The following is an 18,927-nucleotide window of genomic DNA, read 5'->3' as shown; positions in this document are numbered from 1 at the left end:
CTCTTGAGACTGCTAAAGCATTTAAGGAAATGGGATTACCAATAGCTGATATTGCTAAGGGCACAGGGCTTTCAGTCGAAGAGATCGAAAAACTCTAAGGTTCTTTATGGGTGACTGTCCCGCCAATGGATGAATGGCCGGAGCCGATTAAATTGGTTGACAAAGCGTGCATTTAGCTAACATTGCCTCATTTAACCGTTATAAGGGTGCCAATTTTGACGCCCTCTTTTTTCAGGTCATAGCTAATAATGTCTCCCTTGACATTCATCACGGGAGGCATTTCAATCTATTTTATCCTTTACAACAGTTTACGTTTTGCATCCTCAAATTCTGCTTGTGTAATCATTCCTTTTTCCATCAATCCATGTAATCGCTCTATTTCAGTCGCAGCATCTTTTTGGGTAATGGGGGAGATAGGCACATAATTATGAATAATGGGCTGAGAAAAATAGGGACGGTTGTATTTTAAATCAAAACTCTCTTTATTCATGGAGAGAAAAACGATAAAGTCAATCAAAGCAATAAATGCGGGTATAAGCGTCCAACAGAAAAGGAGATAAAGGAAACCTAATCCGGTCTGCCCTAGGTAAAATCTATGTGCACCAAATCCTCCAAGAAAAAATGCCATTAAAGCTGCAGTTGTTTTATCTTTCATACGTTATTGATTAATGTGGTTTGTATTGTCTTTTCAAACCTATGGATTGCTTTTCAAGTCTTCTTACGGTTTCCCGTAACCAATCCCACTTTCAAACCAATACCTTAGCCTTACAGCTTGTAATAATCTAGATAGTTAAAATTGACCAACATATTCATTCAAAATAAATAATGTATAGTAGGCTTTGGTATTAACCTTGCCCGATTGAAAAATAGCATGCCATGATGGTAACCACCACCAGTTCTGTTCTTTTTCTTTTAACTTCCTTATTTGCCTAAATACATTAGAATTAGCCTATGATGTCAATTTTGCTAAACTGAAACGGTTTTATTTTCAAAAATCACAATTTAATATGGCACCACTGCTAGCATTGCCAACAAGCTGCCGATATTGACTCAACCATTTAGAATTTAGTTTTTTTCTGATCGGAATAAAGCCTTTTCTTCGCAATTGCATCTCATCTTCGCTAATGTCAGCTGAAAGTATATGTTTGTCAATATCAATAACAATGTGGTCTCCGTTTTTTAGTAAGCCAATCAATCCGCCTTCAGCAGCCTCAGGTGAGACATGTCCTATCGCTATTCCGCGAGTAGCTCCGCTAAATCGGCCATCTGTTACCAACGCTACAGAACTACCCAATCCCATTCCCATGATTAGGCTTGTAGGTGTCAACATTTCCTGCATCCCCGGGCCACCTTTGGGACCTTCGTAACGTATCACCACAACATCGCCAGCTTTGATCTCACCGGCAAGGATGCCTACTATGGCCTCCTCTTGACTATCATAGCAAACTGCAATCCCGCTAAATTTCTTTTCGCCCGTGATTCCTGCGGATTTTACCACTGCTCCCTGCTCTGCAAGATTTCCGAATAGAATCGCCAATCCTCCAACAGGACTGTATGGATTATTTATTGTATGTATTATTGTTGCATCTTTGATCGCTGCATTGGCAATCTTTTTGAATAACATTTCGCCACTGATCGTTATATTATCCTGAAGGACATGGTTGCTGCGCATGGTCATTTCGTTCATTACAGCGTTTACTCCTCCGGCGCGATGAACGTCTTCCATGTGAACGGTACTTAAACTGGGCGATATTTTTGCGATGTGCGCTACTTGATCTGATATCAAGTTAATGTCCCTAAGCTGAAAATCTATTTCCGCTTCGTGAGCTATAGCAAGCATATGAAGGACAGTATTGGTACTACCGCCCATGGCCATATCCACTGCAAAAGCATTCTGGATGGCTCTTTCATTGATGATGTTTTTAAGTTTGAATTGTTTGGAAAGCTGATCGTCTTTGGCGATTTCACAGATCCTTCTAGCTGATGCCCGATATAGATTTTCGCGCTCGGGTGTTAATGCCAATATGGTTCCATTACCAGTTAGTGCTATACCCATAGCTTCCATCAGCGTGTTCATGGAATTTGCTGTAAACATACCTGAGCAACTACCACCACTGGGGCATGCGTTACACTCGATGTCTTTGAGCTCTTCGTCACTGATTAAGCCTGCTTCGTGTTTGCCCACAGCCTCAAAAGCTGTAGACAGGTCAATGGCAGTGCCATCTTTGGTATATCCTTTTCGCATGGGGCCTCCACTGACAAAAATTGTGGGCACATCTACACGTAGCGCACCCATAATCATCCCGGGTACAATCTTATCGCAGTTTGGGATAGCTATCATTGCGTCCAATTTGTGTGCATTCATGACGCTTTCAATTGAGTTGGCAATCAATTCTCGGCTGGGGAGCGAGTACAACATACCATCGTGTCCCATAGCAATACCATCGTCAATACCGATCGTATTGAATTCAAAAGGAATACACCCGTTTGCCTTGATTTCTTCTTTAATGATCTCAGCAACCTTATTCAGAAAAAAATGTCCGGGTATAATTTCGATAAAGGAATTTGCCACTCCAATAAAAGGTTTATCAAAATCGTTATCATTTACGCCTGTGGCCCGAAATAGGGCTCTATGGGGAGTACGTTGGTATCCCTTCTTTACTTCATCGCTTCTCATTTTTTATTAGTTAGATCGTAGATTTTAGCCTACTTAGTGTTTCAGGTGATATCGCCAGATAAGCCGCAAGGTTAGCATTAGACAAACGCTGTACGAGCTCAGGATTATTTTTCAGTAGATCGCGATAGCGTTCTTTAGCGGTTTGGGTTAATAAGCTGCTGAGTTTATTATTTACAACAGTTAGTCCATATTCGAGGATGTAGATATAAAAATTGTCCCAGCCAGGCATATTTGCTCTCAAAAAGGTAAAATCAGTGTTGCTGATGCTGAGCACCTCCGTATCTTCTACGGCTTGGATAAATTCTGTAGCTGGCTGTCTGGAAATGAAGCTGACGATAGAGGTCAGAAAAGTATGCTCAAAAGCCATAAATCGGGTTGCCGTTGATAGTTCGTCATTGCGAAAATATAGGCGCAAACAGCCCTTGCCGACAAAGAAAAGATAGTCTGCAATGGAACCTTCGTTGAGCAGATGGTCATTTTTCTTTATCGATTGGGGTTTAAAATAAGTTAGGGCCTCCGTTAATTGCTGTTCGGTTAACGACGCTTTTTCACGTAACAATTGTAATAGTTGCTCTCTCATCGCTTATTATTTTATAGGTCAAAGATGCACTTTATATTAGGATATAGTCGTTGATATTGGTCAAAAACGTCAACGATTTATTAAAGTTTTATTCTCCTTTGGGATAATGGAAATTCGGTAAGTTTAGAGCTAATACAACATTGAAATACACACCAATTATTTCTTTGTTAGGTGCAAAAGCTGTTCGTTTGACTACAGCTCACCAAAAAAAATAAAATCCATTTCAAACTAATTGATACCTTAGGAAATGTCGTGCGTGAAAGGACGAGGAAAATTAAGCCCGAACCGCAAAACTTTGTTTCTTTCAGAAATACCGACCTTGACATCTATGTATTAGTCAATAGATTCTTTACCGAGACTATTTGCTTTGCACTAGATAGCCATGGTGATTTAGTCGTGTCGAGTGAGTCGACAGCTGGCGGTTTTCTTATTCTCTTTCCGCTCGCCGGCGCCCTTAACCATGATGCATATACTTATTGTCGTGTGGATACAGTCTCCAATTGAAAAATATAGATCGGAAAGAAATAATTTTAGCGGATTTGTTTCCGTCATTCAACTATTTTTGAAACACATTTTTTGGTCTGTCGTTATTCAGTCTTCTTTAGTTAGATGCAATTGAAGAAAACCGTTTTTTAGCTTCTGTCCTTTGTACTTAAACTTTGAACTTAACTCCTCATTGTTTGCTAAAATTGCTCCAGCTCCAGTGATTATAGGGCTGACGTTAAAATAAATATCGGTAACCAAGTCCTTGTCCAAAAAAGCGTTGAAAGTACCTGCTCCGCCTCCAACGGCTATTTCCCGCACTCCTTTTGCAGACATATATCCAATTGCCTCTTCAGGACTTGCTACAGTCTTGTATCCATCAGCCGTATAAGATTTATCGGCCAATACGATGATTTCTATGCCATTAAAATGTTCTTTTACTGGATCTGGAAAATTTAGAAAATTTTCAAATGTTTTCAATCCTATCACTACATTTCCAACCTGCCTTACAAATTGTATGTAAAATTCCATTGCTTCCGGTGGCAGTTTATGATGCGGATTATCGGATATCAAAATTCTTCCATTAGCCGAAATATTTGCGATTACTGTTACTTTCATAATGATTTTCTTTAAATTTCTGTACAACAAAACTATTGGATATTCAATATATATTTACTATTCATTACCTTTAGGAAAGTAACTATCTTATGAGCAATAAAAATATTGATAAAGAAACTATATTGGGATTAAAAGATGGCATTGAATTACTCAGTGGTAAATGGAAATTTTGTATTCTGCACAATTTGCAGAAACACGGCACAATGCGGTTTAAAGATCTGCAAGAGATGGCTCAGGGAATATCCCCAAAAGTTCTATCCAAGGAACTTCAGGAATTAGAAGATAATTTACTGATTAGTAGAACGGTTAATGACACCAAACCTGTAACCGTTTCTTATGCGCTTACCGCCTATGCTAAAGAAACGGAGGAAGTTGCCAATGCTTTAATTAAATTTGGTCTAAAGCATAGAGATAAAATTAAAGCAAAATGAGGTTTATATTTTAACAGATCATTTTTGATTATAGAACTATCATGCACTTTGCTATAGGATTCTGACCGGTCAGAATCAAATTTGAAACTCATACCGAACAAACTATTTCCTTCAGCAAGTCGGATCTGTACTAGTTTCCATCCCAATATTATCTCCCATAGATACCGGTTTACGTATAGAACGTGCTCGTTTTCATTTAAAGACAGTATATCCGTTCAAGGAAATACAGCTAAAAGAATGATATAACTGCATTTGCCAAAAATTTTATAATTTTGTTTTAGGAGATTTAGTTCTAAAAATATCCTTATTCGAAACAAGTATGGTGAATATTTTGTATATTTAGACAACGGAGATTATTATGGCATCAGCATTAGAATTGAGAGAAGAGCGCAAAAAGTTAAATCAAGCAGCGAAACAAGCTTCCAAAATTGCTAATAAGGAGAACAGAGCTTTAGATTTATCTATTCAGGTTGTAGAGGACGGATATGTCGTTGAAAAACGTGTAGATGGGACCCGTCAGATTATAAAAAAGATAGATCGGATAAAGAGTAAAGTGAAATTAAAAAAAGGTATTGTTTTATGCCTAGAGCCAAAAGGTTAAGAGTGTTTGCCGGTCCAAACGGTTCGGGTAAATCAACTTTATATAAACAAATCAGTAGCCAGTTTAATACTGGCTATTTTGTTAATTCAGATGAGATTGAACAGGAAATTGGTAAATAAAATTAATGTATAAGCTTTCCTTTTATGCTATTTGGCTTATTAAGGGCAAGATTATCTTTTGAATTCTATGTGGTGGCAGCAACAATCTCTTAGTACTACATAAAATGTCAAAGCCATAAAACAGAGATGTACAAATAGGGGAGCGTTAGTTCTCTTCATTATCTATATTACGTTTGTGGAATCTCAATGTCTTTATCGCTTTAAGAAGATCCTCTTCTGTTTGCGTTTTTAGATCTGCTCCACAGAGGTTAAATCGGACTTTTGAAGAATCTCCCCATAGGCTGCCGATGTACACTCCGGTCATTCCTTTTCCGGATATTCTAGGAAATACGATTTTCGCTCTTTTGTTATCGATGGTATCCCAGGAAACATTTTGTTTTCTGTATAGATCGGCATCGAGATCTAAATCCAGTATCGGCATATCTTTTACAATAATATAGTCCGAAGAGTCGGTAGCACTTTCCTCCATCATTTGTCTGGTGATAACTTCTATGTTAGGTTCCGTCAAGGTATTTGAATACATGCCCAGATCAAAGTAAAGCGTATCTGTTTTATCTACAGCAATTGCGCCGACATAACTGTCGATTCCATTTTGTTTGACCTGCTGCCATTTATAAGGAACTTCAAGCGTAAATAGACCAAAATCCATTGTCTTTGTGCGCGATGGATCTTTGCACCCAACAATGAGGATAGTAAGGGCAGAAATGTGGGATAGTTTTATGAACTGTTTCATGCTATGGCTTATGCGTTGAATTTACAAAATTAGGCTGGACTATCAATCTATGGCTAATATTTTTTATTATTAAATCGCAAACGGGTGGAGTAGAAGTGCCAAATTAGTATTGACATCTTCTTATATCGGGTTGAATGAAATGGATCTTCCCAAATTGAAGACCATACTCAATAGATAATTTCCCATTAATAGTTGTCGCATTGATTATAAAGTCATTCGGATAAAAATTGAAAAGCTGGATAGTTTTTCAACTTGATGAAATCAAACCTATAATTACAATTCCAATAACTTATTATTCTACTTCGGATCGTCCTTTCATACAATGCGTTTTCAGTAAAGAACTCTTTGATCCACCTCTTTTGCTGTGGCGTAATGTGTGCGATAATGGTTAAATGGATTTCCATAACATATTCTCCCAATAGCTGAACAAAGTATGGAACACTTTTTAAAGGAAAAAGATTAATTAATTTTGCTACTGCCATTTCACGAATGTACCCATCATGATGACGCGTCATCAGACTTAGTTCCTCAAAACCCGTCATCGCTTCAACGTTGTTTTTCGTTGTGGATGTATGTATTCTATACGGAAATTGAATAACTTTTCCCTGCCACAAGACTTCGATTTGTTCCATACTCATTTTTATTTTTTGTTCATATCTCAATAATAAGATCTTTATTAAATCCGTTGTACGGTTCATTGATATAGCCGTGTGGATTGCATATAATTTCGGTGTCACCTATTGAATAGTGTGCCGGATCATGTATATGGCCATGGATCCAATAGGAGGGTTGATGCTTTAAGATAAAGGCTTCCATATCCGAGACGTAGGCGGCACTGATCGGATCGTCCAAATACTTAATTGGCAGTGATCTTATACTTGGCGCATGGTGTGTTACTACAATATTATGCTTGGCTTGGCTGGCGCTAAGACTTTCCTCGAGCCATTGTCTGGAAGTTTGGTGAATTCTAAACGTATCGAAGCTTCTTAATTTGGCATAACTGTCACCTAGTCTGATCTTCTTGTAATCATTCATACGGCTTTGGCATAGCGATCCATATGCAGCAGGATTGCCCTTTAACGAAAAATCAGTCCAGAGTGTGCAGCCATGGAAACAAACGTGGTTGATCTCCAATGATTCATTTTCCAGCACATGGATATTTGAATTGTTCGCAGCGTCCTTGATTTTATATAGTGTTTTCGGATAGGCTCCTTTATAATACTCATGATTGCCCAGTACATAGATGATCGGTATACCCAAAAAAAGTGATTTGAGCCAGCTGATCCCTTTTACCCCTAGATCAGTATCTCCAGCCAGTATAAGTACATCTGCTACACTCAGGTTGAAATCATAGTATCCAAATTCTCTATGCAGGTCGCTAACGATGTTGATTTTCATTGTAGATTATGTTAGTCAATTCAATGCCAGTCGCAATAACAAAAACGACATTGTTTTGCTGTTGGAGTTCTGGCTAGCGTCCCACAATTGGGGCAGTAATTAAAAAAAATTTCAGAAGCATGATCATGCATAATACGCGTTGCTGTATCTTCATTAAATTTCTCTAGTCCATTATTCAATAAACTTAGTGCATTTTCGTCTCTGGTTAGCCATCCAGCTTTAAAGTAAACTCTCTTTATTTTATCAATATCCGCCTTTTGATCTATCTTTAAAAGTGAATGCGCATGTTTATAAGCAAGCTTTTCTTTTGGGGACATCAAATGAAGGTAATAGTTTATGATGTAATCTTGTTTATCTTTTTCAATAACTATAATGGCTAAGTTTTCTTCTTCCAACTTGAAAAAATACAATTGACAACTGTTACTAGGGTGGTTAACAACCAAATGATTAATGAGTAAAATAGCACACCTAACGATGCTCCGCCCTGAAAATTAGCGGGGTCTATATATAGAAAAATATTAGATACAACGCTAATGGACACAATGAATATCAGTCGAACTTTTTCACCTCTGCTACCAATTACAAACCTATAGCTGATATAGCAAAATAGCAGTATATACAGTGCGTATACCATTTTGAATTCATGATCTATGGGAAACATATTAGTTATTATTTAGTTTTTCTTGTACTATTTTCTAATGCTAGATTACCAGCATCAAACGACAGCGGGTAGGTGTATCCGCATTTTACAGCAAGCCCGTTTTGATATCCCGGTTTCCAGGGACTGGATTTTTTGATCAATTCAATTAGTGTTTCACCTGTTTGATAACCAATATCTTTGGTAATCTGAAAATTACTGAGCCGTCCATCTTTCTCAATCGTAAAATTGATAATCAGTTTGCCGTTTACTCTTGCTTTCTTGGCAGCCGTTGGTATCTTATAATTTTTAGCAACCCAATTTTTAAATCGGTTTGTACCATAAGGTGGCTCAGGAAATATTTCAATCATGTGAGAAGGAATATCCGCGATTGAGTCATCCAAAACAAGTGACTGACCGACAACCTGAGATAATAGGCTTATTGATAAAATACATGTAAATGATAACTTACGAACCGAGAAAATCCACATTTTATTAATATATAACTCAGTAGCTAATTTACATATCTATTTTGTATCTTGATACAAAATGATTAATCTAATTATCAGGAAGGTATTGAATGATTATGTTGCTTTCATTAATGACTTCAAACATCAGTTTTCTCCAAACATGGAAGAATTTGAAAAAAAGAGCAGCAGGAATCGTTCGGGGCATATTGATGAGCTCAAATATCAGTTTCACGGCGCGGGTTGCCGTTTAGAGAAAGACGGTGTTATATGTGAATTTGATTTTATGCCTGCAAATGAATATTCCATAAAGTTCTGTCTATGGAAAATGCGTGAATTTATTTTGACCAATAAAGCATATGGAATAGTGAAATTGGAGGAGCCGGAATTACATGAGGTGCTACATACACTGGTTGAAGATGGCACTCTTGTTAAATTGGTATTGGGTAGCGTGGTTTGGGAAATATACCAGATTTAATACAAAATTTTATTTTCGAATATACTCCTTAGGTATAGGATGCTTTTTCAGAAATTCAATAGCATCTTCGTTTTTTTTCTTAAAAAATGAAGATGTATTATAAATATTTTGACGATCTTGAGCCGTCATATCCGCATTATTTTTATCTTTTTTATTCGTATTTGTGCTCATGTTTTAAACCTCCTGATACAAAGTTCGTTATTATTTTTTAAATATAAAAAACGCTTCATAATTTTTACCTATCTCAAAGGATTCCCACCTGTCTTTATAATAGGCTTTCACTTCAAATATTTCTTGAATATCTTCCCAAAATTCCGCTATTCCCATTTGATACAATCTCGTTCTAGATGCCGTACTACCTTTTGCCATTACGATGACTTGAGGATGTTTATGAATAAAGTCTAAGACAGCTCTAGCTACAGTAGTAAGGACCTTTTTTGTATCTAGATTATTTGTCGTTGTTAGATCACTTATCTCTTTTGTACCCGGATCAAAATCTCCAAATCCAAGATTATATACGTTTTCTTCAATATTGATCTGTTGAAACTGAATTACTTTTCTTATGTTACCTTTTGGGCCTATACTCAAAAATTCGTAATAGTGTATGTCAGGTGTTTTTTCAAAACTATAATACTCCTCATGCATAAAAAATTGGTTATTTATCCAAATAGGTTTGATATTCCTGTTGCTCTGGACTGATACAAAAATACAGAATTTCTTGGAAAGCCAATAATATGCAACTTTATTCTCATAAAAGCTTGCGCTTTGCGCCCTCAAATTCTGCTTGTGTAATCATTCCTTTTCCCATCAATCCATGTAATCGCTCTATTTCAGTCGCAGCATCCTTTTTGGGAATGGGGGAGGTGGGCACATAATTATGAATAATGGGCTGAGAAAAATAAACACGGTTATATTTTAAATCAAAATTCTCTTTATACATGGAGAGAAAAACAATAAAGTCAATCAAAGCAATAACCTGCAGATATAAGCGTGCAGCAGAAACTGTCCACTTTTTTATGTAATTTGGTTTCATGGAAGAATTTAACCAAGTGCAATCCTAACAGGCCGAAAGATTAAATACCAAACTGACAATTTTAATGACAAACAAACAGACAACATTAAATAAATTAAATGCCTTTATACTGCGGAACAAGTTTTCTATTTCTGCTTGGGAAGAACGGGGACTAAACCCATCTGATAGTGAAATCTGCGACCGACTTCAAAGTTTATTCAACGATTGTGCTAATAATTTAATTGAAGCTGTAAATTCCGATTATAAACCAAGACAACTCAAAAGCGTTTTAAAAAAATCGTTGGACAGAATTGATCGTTCAGATTATGATACAGAAGAGCGTGAATTTATCTGCGATTATTTCGACAAACTTTCAAAAATTGTTTCAGTTGACTTTAAAGACAACTTAAATGGATGGCTTTATGGGAAAGTGCTTAATACACTATTTAAATTGACTTCATTTTTCAAAGGACAAGACAATATAGTTGAAACTTTATTTCAAGACTGTACTCAATGTGGTTCAAAACTTGAGACATTCATTATAAAAAAAGAAGAAGGTATTCCGGACTATAGTTGGAATATTATTCAATGTAGCAATTGTAATGAATTTAATTTACTTTCGACAGGTCCAAATATTAAAGTAATGCGTTTTGGTAATTATAAATCAATTGAGCAATTGCCGAAAGCTGAATACACAGAGGAGCAAGCTAACGTGAGACTTGAACAAATAAAATTCTTTAGAAAAAAATGACAGAGCGAAGAAGGGCGGCACATAATAGATGAGGAAAACCGCTGTAGCCGAATTGGTAAATGAACCAAGATGATAAGCTCAAAATATTATAAAAATTGCCACAAATTAAAGATACACAACGTTGAAAATAGATTACGAACGGTTTGCCGGTAAAAAATGTCGAGAACTTATGCAGATCCAGGAGAGGTTTATGGAACAATTGAGCATCGGCAGCTATCAGCATTGGTATTATGATGCTGAACTTGCACTCTTGCGGTTATACAATGACGCTACAGATCAATTGTATCTAAAATATATTCCCATCGGTACCTTTTCGCTTACATCAGAAACATGGATGTGGAGTTGGTTCAATGATCATAGTTTCGAGCCCAATAAGGACAGCACACTTGCTGTTAGGGAATTTGGTATCAAAAGCGATTATCCGAAATTGACAGCGGGCACTTTCCCGGCCGATGAGTTTGATTGTTGGGAGTTTGCCGGGATATCATTAGCTACTTTGGAGGGGATAGGAGTGTATAGGGCTGCCACCGAAGAGCTTCAAAGCTATCTTCTCATTACCGCTGTTTTGGAAGAAGATTCGCGGGAAGTTATCCATTTCAACCAGGCAAAAGTTGAATGCAAAATCCATGGGCGGTCAAGAGCCGCGTTTGTTTGTCAGCATCTTAACTTGGAGCATCCGAAGGGTTTTGAAGAGGCTTTTGAAACATATAAGGGGATGGGACTTAGTGAAGATGACGATTTTCAAGCATGGTGTGATGAATGTGAAAAGGTCAGGATCAGAAATAACGGTTGGAACGAATACGCTGAAGAGTTTGCAAGGATCAAACTGGTCTGTGAATATTGTTACTTTGAACTAAAATCCTTTAATTGTCTTTAAACAGACGATTATTTTCTTGAGCTTAACTCTCTAGCCTTGCAAAATTATTAGATGTATGAATAAGCTTTTAATTATTTCAATTCTGCTTTGTTTGTCTTGCGCGAGACAATTTCGAGATAAAGAGGAGATCGTATTGTCTGTTTTATCCAAAAACGTTGTAGGGAAGACATTCAGGTTTAATCTGAGTGATAAGAAGGATTACCTGAATGAAGTCGATGTAGCCTATCTAGGTGAGATAGAGACGAAAGCCAAAGAAAAATACTACATAGTAACTTGGGGCAGGGTATGGGGCCCGAATAAACATACTACAGGTTCAATTCTGTTATATGATAATAAAAAACAATACTTTGGGAATTATGTGTTGGGAGCATCAAGTGATCTGCCTATAAAGTTAGACAAGAATGAACTGTTCTTTTACAACACAGATAAAAATGAATGTGACCAATCGTTAGTCACCAAAATTGATTTTTCTGAAATTCCAAAGAATATCTTCATAAAATGCAATGGTGAATTGGGGGATGTTTATGCGCTTAATTTGGATTCCTTAGAAAAGAAATAAAGCGCTCAATCTTTTGCTACTCTGCAATATTCCGCCACAGTACAATATCAAAGTCAGTCAATAGCTGACAAATTTTGCCATCACTGTCCCTTCCGATGTAAGTAGCATAAAAACCATCTCCATACCCGGTGGAGAAGAAGACGGCATTGTGGTTTTGAAAACTGTAATTTAAATAATGCTCGAATTTTTCGGAGAACATATTGTCCCAATTTTTATCGAGCAACGTATTCAGACTATCCTTTGCGACTTGATCAACGAAAAGACCTAGTCCCGCATCTACTCCATAGCCATATATTTCTTTGGATTTAAGGGGGATTGGAGTCTGTCCAGGTAATAATGCAAACTCCCATTTATGGATGGGTTTATCTGAGAATTTTACCCGCGCAAATGCAACCCTTCGATCCTTATTGGCGTTGATATTTGCCATTGCCAATTCGACCGGAAACTCGCCTATTGGGAAATTCTCATTAAAAGCTATTGCATCACTTAAGGTAACGGGATCAGTTGCGATAATCTTGCCTGATGAGACCTTTAGATTTCCTACAGCTATCTTATCAAACGTTATTTCCGTGCCAAATTGCGCTGCTTTTGTGCCCGCCGCGAAACTGCCCTCAAATATCTGTGGGAATGCCAGAGAGGTGTCCTGGATGGTTATTTTCGGTATGGTATCTGTGAGGTCAAATTCGTTTGTTGTTCCAAGGATGTCGTTAGTATTACTTGGAACTTTGCCCTTTGAATTACAAGAAAATAGCACCACGACCATGATACATATTGCTATAGTTCTTTTGTGCATGGGGAATAATTCTCATTGTTTAATTCATGACTCTACAGGATGACCTATCTCCTTAAAGAAATTTCGAAGCATTTCATATGCGCTACTATCAGCGACAACCTGATTGGAACTATCTATCGTCATTGCTTCACAACTTAAACAAATATTCAAAGCGGATATAATTTCGCCCGAACTTTTGTAGAACACGATAGCATCTCTGTAAACGGGGGCACACATCCAATTGTTGACACCAGTTATTTTGGTAAGTAAAATATTTCTTAGGAGCTTAGTTATCTCATTATCGTACGGAAAAGTATTGGTTCTTTGGCTAGAAAAATGAAATCGACCTGTATCATCAATTAAGTACTGTGTTACACCTAATAACGCATCTAGTTCGCTCAGTCGAATTTCATCCGTGTCGGTCAGATTGTTTCGTTTTTGTTTTCTCATTTTTAAGCGATTGCGTTCAGGTTTTAGCACTTGCATTACAGCTTGATATTCATCTCCGCGCTGGAAGGAATATGTTTCGATGTAGTCAAATGGGAAGCCATTTATGTAATCAGAAGAGCTGACTGAAATGGCTTTTACAGTATACATTGAAATTTCATCTTCTTTGGCAGGTATTGATTGTTTTTCTGCAGTCATTAGGTAAAGGCTAATTAAACGATTTAATTTTATTTTTCAATCAAAATAACAAATTGCACTGTATTTCAAATACATAATGAAAAGTCAAGTTTAAGGTACATACGAATAGTATTTGTTGTTGTTTTAGAATGGTCTATAAAACTATTGGATTTACAAGTTTATTGAATTTTCCAAATCATCTTTTTCTAACTCAAAAAAGTAACTGGAAACAATTGCCGCGATTGAATAACAGATTATTGGTTGCATAGCTCCAATGGTATTAAACAAACAGATTGTTATACCAATGCCAAGAATTGTAGTGGAAACCAAAATTAGTCTTATCCATTTTCTGTCCATACTATTCTTTTTCTTAAGCCAGTAGAAAACTAAAATATAAACCAATAGGGTAGGTAAAGAGAAAACTAAACTCGCGGCCGATAGCATGATCGCAAAAACAATTGCTTCTTCAGCCCCTAATCCCGCCGTCAGAATAAAAAGAATTGCACCTAGCAATAGCGTGCTTCCCCAATTTTTAAAAACGTACAACCAGTTCATAGTTTAAAGCTTAGGGGGTATTGTCTACTATTTTTAATTACAGTGTATGGCCATTGTTAGCCACAGCTGTTTTTTTTGATTCATAATATTCTTTCCAGGTTTTTATCCTTCCAACAAACATTTTCAGGTAGTTTTCTGTCAAAAAGATATTCGACCAATCAAATCTTTGTGCTTGAACGCCGAGATAAAAAGCAAAAATAGACGCCCCGGCCTCTGGAATTAGTTTAATCTCTTTTTCCGTAATCTCTCTTACCTTTTGGTAGCCATTAAGAAAGCTTTCAACTTTTGATTCATAGATTTCTTTATTTATCTCTATGTGAAATAATTGGATAAAGAAATAACCAATGTCTAAAAACAAAAAGCCATTACCGCAATTGTCAAAGTCAAAAATGGTTATTTCTTCTTTATTATTGACACTGACATTATCATACCAAATATCGAGATGAACTATTCCTTTTTGAACTTCGGATTGCTCTATTTCTTTGAATGTATTGGAGATTTCAAGTCCTATTTCTTTAAGATATTTCATCTCGCTCAAATCCTCTGCGAAATAATGCTTTAATAATTCGTATGATTTATTTAAAAGTAATTCTGAATTATAGTTGGTTCTATTTATGTTTTTATTTGAAGTAATGTTGTGAAACCTTGCCATTAGAGACCCCATTTCAAAACAAGTTTCATTATCCATAAATCGCATTTTTTCTCCTTCAGCATATGAAAATAGTACAATGTAGCGTTGTCCTTCAGGTGCATTGATTTCTTGTATCAAATTATTTTCTTTATCTGGAATAGGAAATGAAACAGAAACACTATTTTCTTTCAACAGTTGAAGAAGCCACAATTCTTCTTGAATTTCAGTCTTCGTTCTCCAACCATGGCAATAGACTCTTATTACATACTTATTTTTTTTGTCAGAAATAAAGTAGGTATGATTTACACCTGTTCGGAATAATGTACACTGAAATCCTTCACTCAGATCGTATTTATCTTTAACAAATTCCCCTAAATTCTTCTCTGATAAGACTGACGCTATAACTGGAAAAATGGACATTATATTTTGGGCCTATTTAATTCTTTGTAAATGTTTATCGAATTTTTATCCCCGCCAATATACATAAATACGAAAGTTATGACAATAAATAATACTAAATTATAGTGCTCAGTATCTAATTAAATTGTAATCTCACCCTAACTAGCATCATTTGAACCGTAATAGTTAGCACCATCCGGCCGAAATAACTGGCACAAATCAAACCGTAATATCCACATAACTGAACTCCGTATTTTTTTATTTACACACTTGACAGTCCCTGTTCGTAAAAACTAGATTACCTTGACCAAGGTGTATATTATTGTAGGATACCGATATACATTTCATCCAGCTTTTTTACTAATCCTATGGCAGTTTATTACCGGAGATTGACCAATCATGTTTCCTTTATCTTTTTATATAATCTATTTTCTAGTTTAGTGAATTGTGTATATTTGAAAAATTAACTGCCATTAATACCGCAATACTCCAATCTAACAGGCAATAGAAGTTAAATGCAAGGACTTTACGATAAGCTGCGACTGATTTTCAAACCTTTTGTGATAATAGCGATCGGTTTTATTTTGGCCTATACTTTTTTCCATTGGGCATTATTTATAGAAGCAAAAATACCACTAAAAGAAGAGGTTATAAAATTTTGGCTTCCTTTCGGACTCCCGTGGATACCGATTTTGATTTGGTTGCGGCCACGAATTAAATTATTGCGTCTCAAAAATGATAACGCTTCTTTTGGTTATCAATTTATAGCTTCACTTGCCATTGCTATACCAACAATAATAGCACAAGAATATTTGGTGACTGCAACGGGAAAACTAACAGAAATTGATAACATTTCTCAAATTGTAAAATCCGAAAGAACAAAATACTATTCTTTAAGGAATTACTTTATAGATAAACAGCATATTGCCGTTCAAAGCACAGCTACTGTAACAGGAAAAAACAGTGAAAATTTTAATATGCTTATCTATGTTGCAATGCCCATATTAGAAAACAATACCGATACTTTAAAACCTGAACAAAAATATTGGCTTGGAAAAGAATACATGGAGCGAATTAGCAACGGTCTTTCCGACAAAGAAAAAGAGGACAAATACAAAGTATTTGCAGAAAAATGCCAAAAAGAATTTGAGGCGACGGATTTTAATAAATTTACTTATTTAGAAGTAATAGGCAATACCGATGACCATGACGAATATAATAATGCACTAAAAAAAATAAACCAAAACTCATTGGCCGACAATATTGTTTTTGAGGCAAAGGCGGATCCTTTTGAGGCAAGAAATGGTAAAAAACTAGCTTGGATTTTTGGTTCGTTAGCCATCGGGGCACTTGTGTTTTTTATTTTTTTATTATTTTCAAAATTTCAGCATGCTGAATTAGAAAAATTCAAAAGTGGAAAAATTAAGAAGGATACAGACTTTAAAGAAATGCTTGGAATATTCATTCCTGAGAAAGGTTTTTTTGTTACGCCTATTATCGTTGATCTAAACTTATTGATATATATTGCAATGATTATTTCAGGACTTGGGCTTGTGTCGTTCAAAGGGGGTGATTTATTGAATTGGGGGGCAAACTTTAAACCGTTGACAACAGACGGACAATGGTGGCGTCTACTAACTAGTACTTTTTTACACGGTGGATTAATGCATATCTTAGCAAATATGTACGGACTTTTGTTTGTGGGTATTTTCCTTGAGCCACTTCTAGGCGCAAAAAAATACGCCTTTATTTATTTGCTCACCGGAATTTTAGCAAGCATAGCAAGTATTTGCTGGTATGATGCAGCTGTAAGTGTAGGCGCATCGGGAGCAATCTTTGGACTTTACGGTTTTTTCTTAGCGTGTTTACTGTTAAAAGTATTTCCCCCAGACTTTGGTAAAGCTTTTTTAACAAGTACACTTGTCTTTGTTGGGTTCAATTTACTTATGGGACTCACCGGGGGTATCGACAATGCTGCACATATTGGTGGACTTTTAAGTGGTTTTATACTTGGACTTATCATGTCAAAAAAAATAAAGCAACAGGCAGAAAGCATAGAATACGAAGAGGAAAATGAGGAATAACGCCAATAACGATTACTGATTCCATCTAAGGAAAAGAGTAAACTAGATAGTCTCGCAAACGAGGAGCTACTTCCCACAGTTCTCTAACTGGTCGTACCTGATTCAGGTAATTAATGCTTTATCAAATAAAACTCCATTATGGGAGGAAATCGAAGATATGTACGATCCAAGCAGAGGGCGGATTAGGGATTTAAATTATTGGATTGACTGTCAGTTAAATAAGTGAAAAGATGTGTGTAAATCCCACATTTCAGACAATATCGGCTTGTAGGAAATATGGTAAGAATTAATGAATAAAAGTTGATATCTTTCGCGTTATATTATTATCAATAACTTTCCAGAGATTTATCTATCGTCCACTTTGTTTTTACACTAAATTCCACTTGCACTAACGATTCTTTGTCTTCAAAAAAAGTAAGTTGATTATTTTCGCTAAAACCTATGCTGAAATTCTCATTAATTGGAACGAGATCGATTATGGGACAAATTTCATGTGTTTGGCTGACGTAATTTTTATCTTGAAATAAGCCTTTAAAGTGAAACCAGCCACTATAGCAATGGTAACCAAGCTCATCATTGTAATAATGCCATACTTCACATTCTTTTTTATAATCAATTCCTAAATCTTCGAATAAAAGCTTGATTTCATCAGGATAAATATTGTCTTTATTGTCAGAAAAGTTCTTGCAGTAATTACATCGGCAGATATCACTTCCTCCATATGCAGTTTTTTCATAAGTTCCTTTGGTTATATTAAAATCGACGGTTAATTCCCAGTTTTTAAAATATATCTTTTTCATTTTTCTCACAATCAGAGCTACCAATCGCTTTTATTCCTCAGCTTTCTTCATAATGTAAATAATACCAGAAGTTCCGCCTGAGCCATTATAGTTATCCGTTAGATCGAATGTATTTACTAATTCATAACCAATTTTAGACATATAGTTCAGTATGGCAGCATAAGATTTTTTATTGGTCAATATTTCGGATAGCTTTTCACCCTCTGCAATCTGCTCATCTGAATCTCCTAGGTCAACTTTCACCTTTAGTTTTTTCGATAGGAATTTTCCTTCCACCCGTATATACGCATAAGAATAAGTATTTTGTATTTTATCTAAAGCGTTAATAGGATAATGTGCTGAGCTGCTATTAAGACAACAAACGGTAAGAAAAGTGATTAAAAGTAATTTATACATAATCGAAATTATTTACTAGGCTATAGTGCTAATTTAAGACATACTAAGTAACTCATAAAATTTGATAAAGACTAGTCTGTCTGTAACTTTTCAGCTCGTGCGATTGATTATCAATATAAATTACTTTCCCGCCTATGTTTTTTACTAATTATTTTAGTATTTTACAATTTATTATTGTATATTTGATTGATAACCAATTAATAACTATTATGGCTAGATCAAAAAAACATTTGGGTAGGTATGTA

The 18,927-nt window shown here is 35.9% G+C and carries 26 protein-coding genes; 8 read left to right on the top strand and 18 right to left on the bottom strand.

Translation table 11 applies throughout. The features are described from left to right. Positions 1-298: 298 nt before the first annotated feature. The 3 genes from HPC41_RS03570 to HPC41_RS03560 form a co-directional block, all read right to left on the bottom strand. Positions 299-655 carry an NINE protein gene (locus HPC41_RS03570; protein ID WP_172392611.1) on the bottom strand — a complete coding sequence of 119 codons (357 nt, stop codon included), beginning with the start codon at positions 653-655 and terminating at the stop codon, positions 299-301. 333 nt (positions 656-988) lie between these two features. Beyond that, entirely contained in the window at positions 989-2,677 is a 1,689-nt protein-coding gene (gene ilvD / locus HPC41_RS03565; protein WP_172392610.1) for a dihydroxy-acid dehydratase, read from the bottom strand. A gap of 10 nt (positions 2,678-2,687) precedes the next feature. Further along, complete coding sequence (locus tag HPC41_RS03560; RefSeq protein WP_172392609.1) at positions 2,688-3,257, bottom strand: Crp/Fnr family transcriptional regulator; 570 nt, start codon at positions 3,255-3,257, stop codon at positions 2,688-2,690. A gap of 252 nt (positions 3,258-3,509) precedes the next feature. Between HPC41_RS03560 and HPC41_RS03555 the strand changes: the two genes are divergently transcribed. Further along, the gene (locus HPC41_RS03555; protein WP_172392608.1) at positions 3,510-3,761 is read left to right on the top strand and encodes a hypothetical protein; all 252 of its coding nucleotides are present in this window, start codon (positions 3,510-3,512) and stop codon (positions 3,759-3,761) included. Positions 3,762-3,848: 87 nt separating this feature from the next. Here the strand turns inward: HPC41_RS03555 and HPC41_RS03550 are convergent, their stop codons facing one another. Then, on the bottom strand, positions 3,849-4,358 hold the full coding sequence (locus HPC41_RS03550; protein ID WP_172392607.1) for a dihydrofolate reductase family protein: 510 nt from the start codon (positions 4,356-4,358) through the stop codon (positions 3,849-3,851). 89 nt (positions 4,359-4,447) lie between these two features. Here HPC41_RS03550 and HPC41_RS03545 point away from each other — a divergent pair, with 89 nt between their 5' ends. Beyond that, entirely contained in the window at positions 4,448-4,789 is a 342-nt protein-coding gene (locus HPC41_RS03545; RefSeq protein WP_172392606.1) for a winged helix-turn-helix transcriptional regulator, read from the top strand. A gap of 358 nt (positions 4,790-5,147) precedes the next feature. Further along, a complete protein-coding gene (locus HPC41_RS03540; RefSeq protein ID WP_172392605.1) occupies positions 5,148-5,390 on the top strand; it encodes a hypothetical protein in 243 nt (80 codons plus the stop codon). Positions 5,391-5,654: 264 nt separating this feature from the next. On the opposite strand, the gene HPC41_RS03535 is transcribed toward HPC41_RS03540, so the two are convergent. From HPC41_RS03535 to HPC41_RS03515, 5 genes are all read right to left on the bottom strand, one after another. Next, positions 5,655-6,242 carry a hypothetical protein gene (locus HPC41_RS03535; RefSeq protein WP_172392604.1) on the bottom strand — a complete coding sequence of 196 codons (588 nt, stop codon included), beginning with the start codon at positions 6,240-6,242 and terminating at the stop codon, positions 5,655-5,657. A gap of 212 nt (positions 6,243-6,454) precedes the next feature. After that, complete coding sequence (locus HPC41_RS03530; RefSeq protein WP_172392603.1) at positions 6,455-6,874, bottom strand: hypothetical protein; 420 nt, start codon at positions 6,872-6,874, stop codon at positions 6,455-6,457. Between the two features lie 19 nt (positions 6,875-6,893). After that, a complete protein-coding gene (locus HPC41_RS03525) occupies positions 6,894-7,640 on the bottom strand; it encodes a metallophosphoesterase (RefSeq protein WP_172392602.1) in 747 nt (248 codons plus the stop codon). 20 nt (positions 7,641-7,660) lie between these two features. After that, positions 7,661-8,035, bottom strand: coding sequence for a hypothetical protein (locus HPC41_RS03520; RefSeq protein WP_172392601.1), 375 nt, complete (start codon positions 8,033-8,035; stop codon positions 7,661-7,663). A 274-nt stretch (positions 8,036-8,309) separates the two neighbouring features. Next, complete coding sequence (locus tag HPC41_RS03515; RefSeq protein WP_172392600.1) at positions 8,310-8,648, bottom strand: energy transducer TonB; 339 nt, start codon at positions 8,646-8,648, stop codon at positions 8,310-8,312. A 178-nt stretch (positions 8,649-8,826) separates the two neighbouring features. Here HPC41_RS03515 and HPC41_RS03510 point away from each other — a divergent pair, with 178 nt between their 5' ends. Continuing rightward, positions 8,827-9,222 (top strand): DUF6896 domain-containing protein, encoded by a 396-nt coding sequence (locus HPC41_RS03510; protein WP_172392599.1) that lies wholly within the window; start codon positions 8,827-8,829, stop codon positions 9,220-9,222. Between the two features lie 9 nt (positions 9,223-9,231). Here HPC41_RS03510 and HPC41_RS03505 read toward each other — a convergent pair whose 3' ends face one another. From HPC41_RS03505 to HPC41_RS03495, 3 genes are all read right to left on the bottom strand, one after another. Next, positions 9,232-9,393, bottom strand: coding sequence for a hypothetical protein (locus HPC41_RS03505; protein WP_172392598.1), 162 nt, complete (start codon positions 9,391-9,393; stop codon positions 9,232-9,234). Between the two features lie 30 nt (positions 9,394-9,423). Beyond that, positions 9,424-9,867 carry a DUF6934 family protein gene (locus HPC41_RS03500; RefSeq protein WP_172392597.1) on the bottom strand — a complete coding sequence of 148 codons (444 nt, stop codon included), beginning with the start codon at positions 9,865-9,867 and terminating at the stop codon, positions 9,424-9,426. Positions 9,868-9,970: 103 nt separating this feature from the next. After that, positions 9,971-10,255, bottom strand: a complete 285-nt coding sequence (locus HPC41_RS03495; protein ID WP_172392596.1) for an SHOCT domain-containing protein — start codon at positions 10,253-10,255, stop codon at positions 9,971-9,973. A gap of 64 nt (positions 10,256-10,319) precedes the next feature. Here HPC41_RS03495 and HPC41_RS03490 point away from each other — a divergent pair, with 64 nt between their 5' ends. From HPC41_RS03490 to HPC41_RS03480, 3 genes are all read left to right on the top strand, one after another. Beyond that, positions 10,320-10,985, top strand: coding sequence for a DUF4844 domain-containing protein (locus HPC41_RS03490; protein WP_172392595.1), 666 nt, complete (start codon positions 10,320-10,322; stop codon positions 10,983-10,985). Between the two features lie 121 nt (positions 10,986-11,106). Then, positions 11,107-11,862 (top strand): DUF6882 domain-containing protein, encoded by a 756-nt coding sequence (locus HPC41_RS03485; RefSeq protein WP_216660646.1) that lies wholly within the window; start codon positions 11,107-11,109, stop codon positions 11,860-11,862. Positions 11,863-11,917: 55 nt separating this feature from the next. Next, the gene (locus HPC41_RS03480) at positions 11,918-12,421 is read left to right on the top strand and encodes a hypothetical protein (RefSeq protein WP_172392594.1); all 504 of its coding nucleotides are present in this window, start codon (positions 11,918-11,920) and stop codon (positions 12,419-12,421) included. A gap of 16 nt (positions 12,422-12,437) precedes the next feature. Here HPC41_RS03480 and HPC41_RS03475 read toward each other — a convergent pair whose 3' ends face one another. From HPC41_RS03475 to HPC41_RS03460, 4 genes are all read right to left on the bottom strand, one after another. After that, positions 12,438-13,214, bottom strand: a complete 777-nt coding sequence (locus tag HPC41_RS03475; protein WP_172392593.1) for a DUF4241 domain-containing protein — start codon at positions 13,212-13,214, stop codon at positions 12,438-12,440. A gap of 24 nt (positions 13,215-13,238) precedes the next feature. After that, on the bottom strand, positions 13,239-13,838 hold the full coding sequence (locus HPC41_RS03470) for a hypothetical protein (RefSeq protein WP_246250340.1): 600 nt from the start codon (positions 13,836-13,838) through the stop codon (positions 13,239-13,241). 150 nt (positions 13,839-13,988) lie between these two features. Next, positions 13,989-14,372 (bottom strand): hypothetical protein, encoded by a 384-nt coding sequence (locus HPC41_RS03465; protein ID WP_172392592.1) that lies wholly within the window; start codon positions 14,370-14,372, stop codon positions 13,989-13,991. A gap of 37 nt (positions 14,373-14,409) precedes the next feature. Beyond that, positions 14,410-15,423: a phosphotransferase gene (locus HPC41_RS03460; RefSeq protein ID WP_172392591.1), complete on the bottom strand. Its 1,014-nt coding sequence runs from the start codon at positions 15,421-15,423 to the stop codon at positions 14,410-14,412. Positions 15,424-15,917: 494 nt separating this feature from the next. On the opposite strand from HPC41_RS03460, the gene HPC41_RS03455 reads away from it, so the two are divergent. Beyond that, a complete protein-coding gene (locus tag HPC41_RS03455; RefSeq protein ID WP_172392590.1) occupies positions 15,918-17,486 on the top strand; it encodes a rhomboid family intramembrane serine protease in 1,569 nt (522 codons plus the stop codon). Between the two features lie 326 nt (positions 17,487-17,812). Here HPC41_RS03455 and HPC41_RS03450 read toward each other — a convergent pair whose 3' ends face one another. Together HPC41_RS03450 and HPC41_RS03445 are read right to left on the bottom strand one after the other, a co-directional pair. Next, the gene (locus tag HPC41_RS03450; RefSeq protein ID WP_172392589.1) at positions 17,813-18,286 is read right to left on the bottom strand and encodes a hypothetical protein; all 474 of its coding nucleotides are present in this window, start codon (positions 18,284-18,286) and stop codon (positions 17,813-17,815) included. A gap of 30 nt (positions 18,287-18,316) precedes the next feature. Beyond that, a complete protein-coding gene (locus HPC41_RS03445; RefSeq protein ID WP_172392588.1) occupies positions 18,317-18,682 on the bottom strand; it encodes a hypothetical protein in 366 nt (121 codons plus the stop codon). Between the last annotated feature and the right edge of the window lie 245 nt (positions 18,683-18,927).

Source organism: Sphingobacterium prati, from assembly GCF_013167215.1.
In the GTDB taxonomy this organism is placed as follows: Bacteria; Bacteroidota; Bacteroidia; order Sphingobacteriales; family Sphingobacteriaceae; genus Sphingobacterium; species Sphingobacterium prati.
Note: the sequence above shows the minus strand (reverse complement) of the source record. Positions and strands in the feature narration are given on the sequence as shown.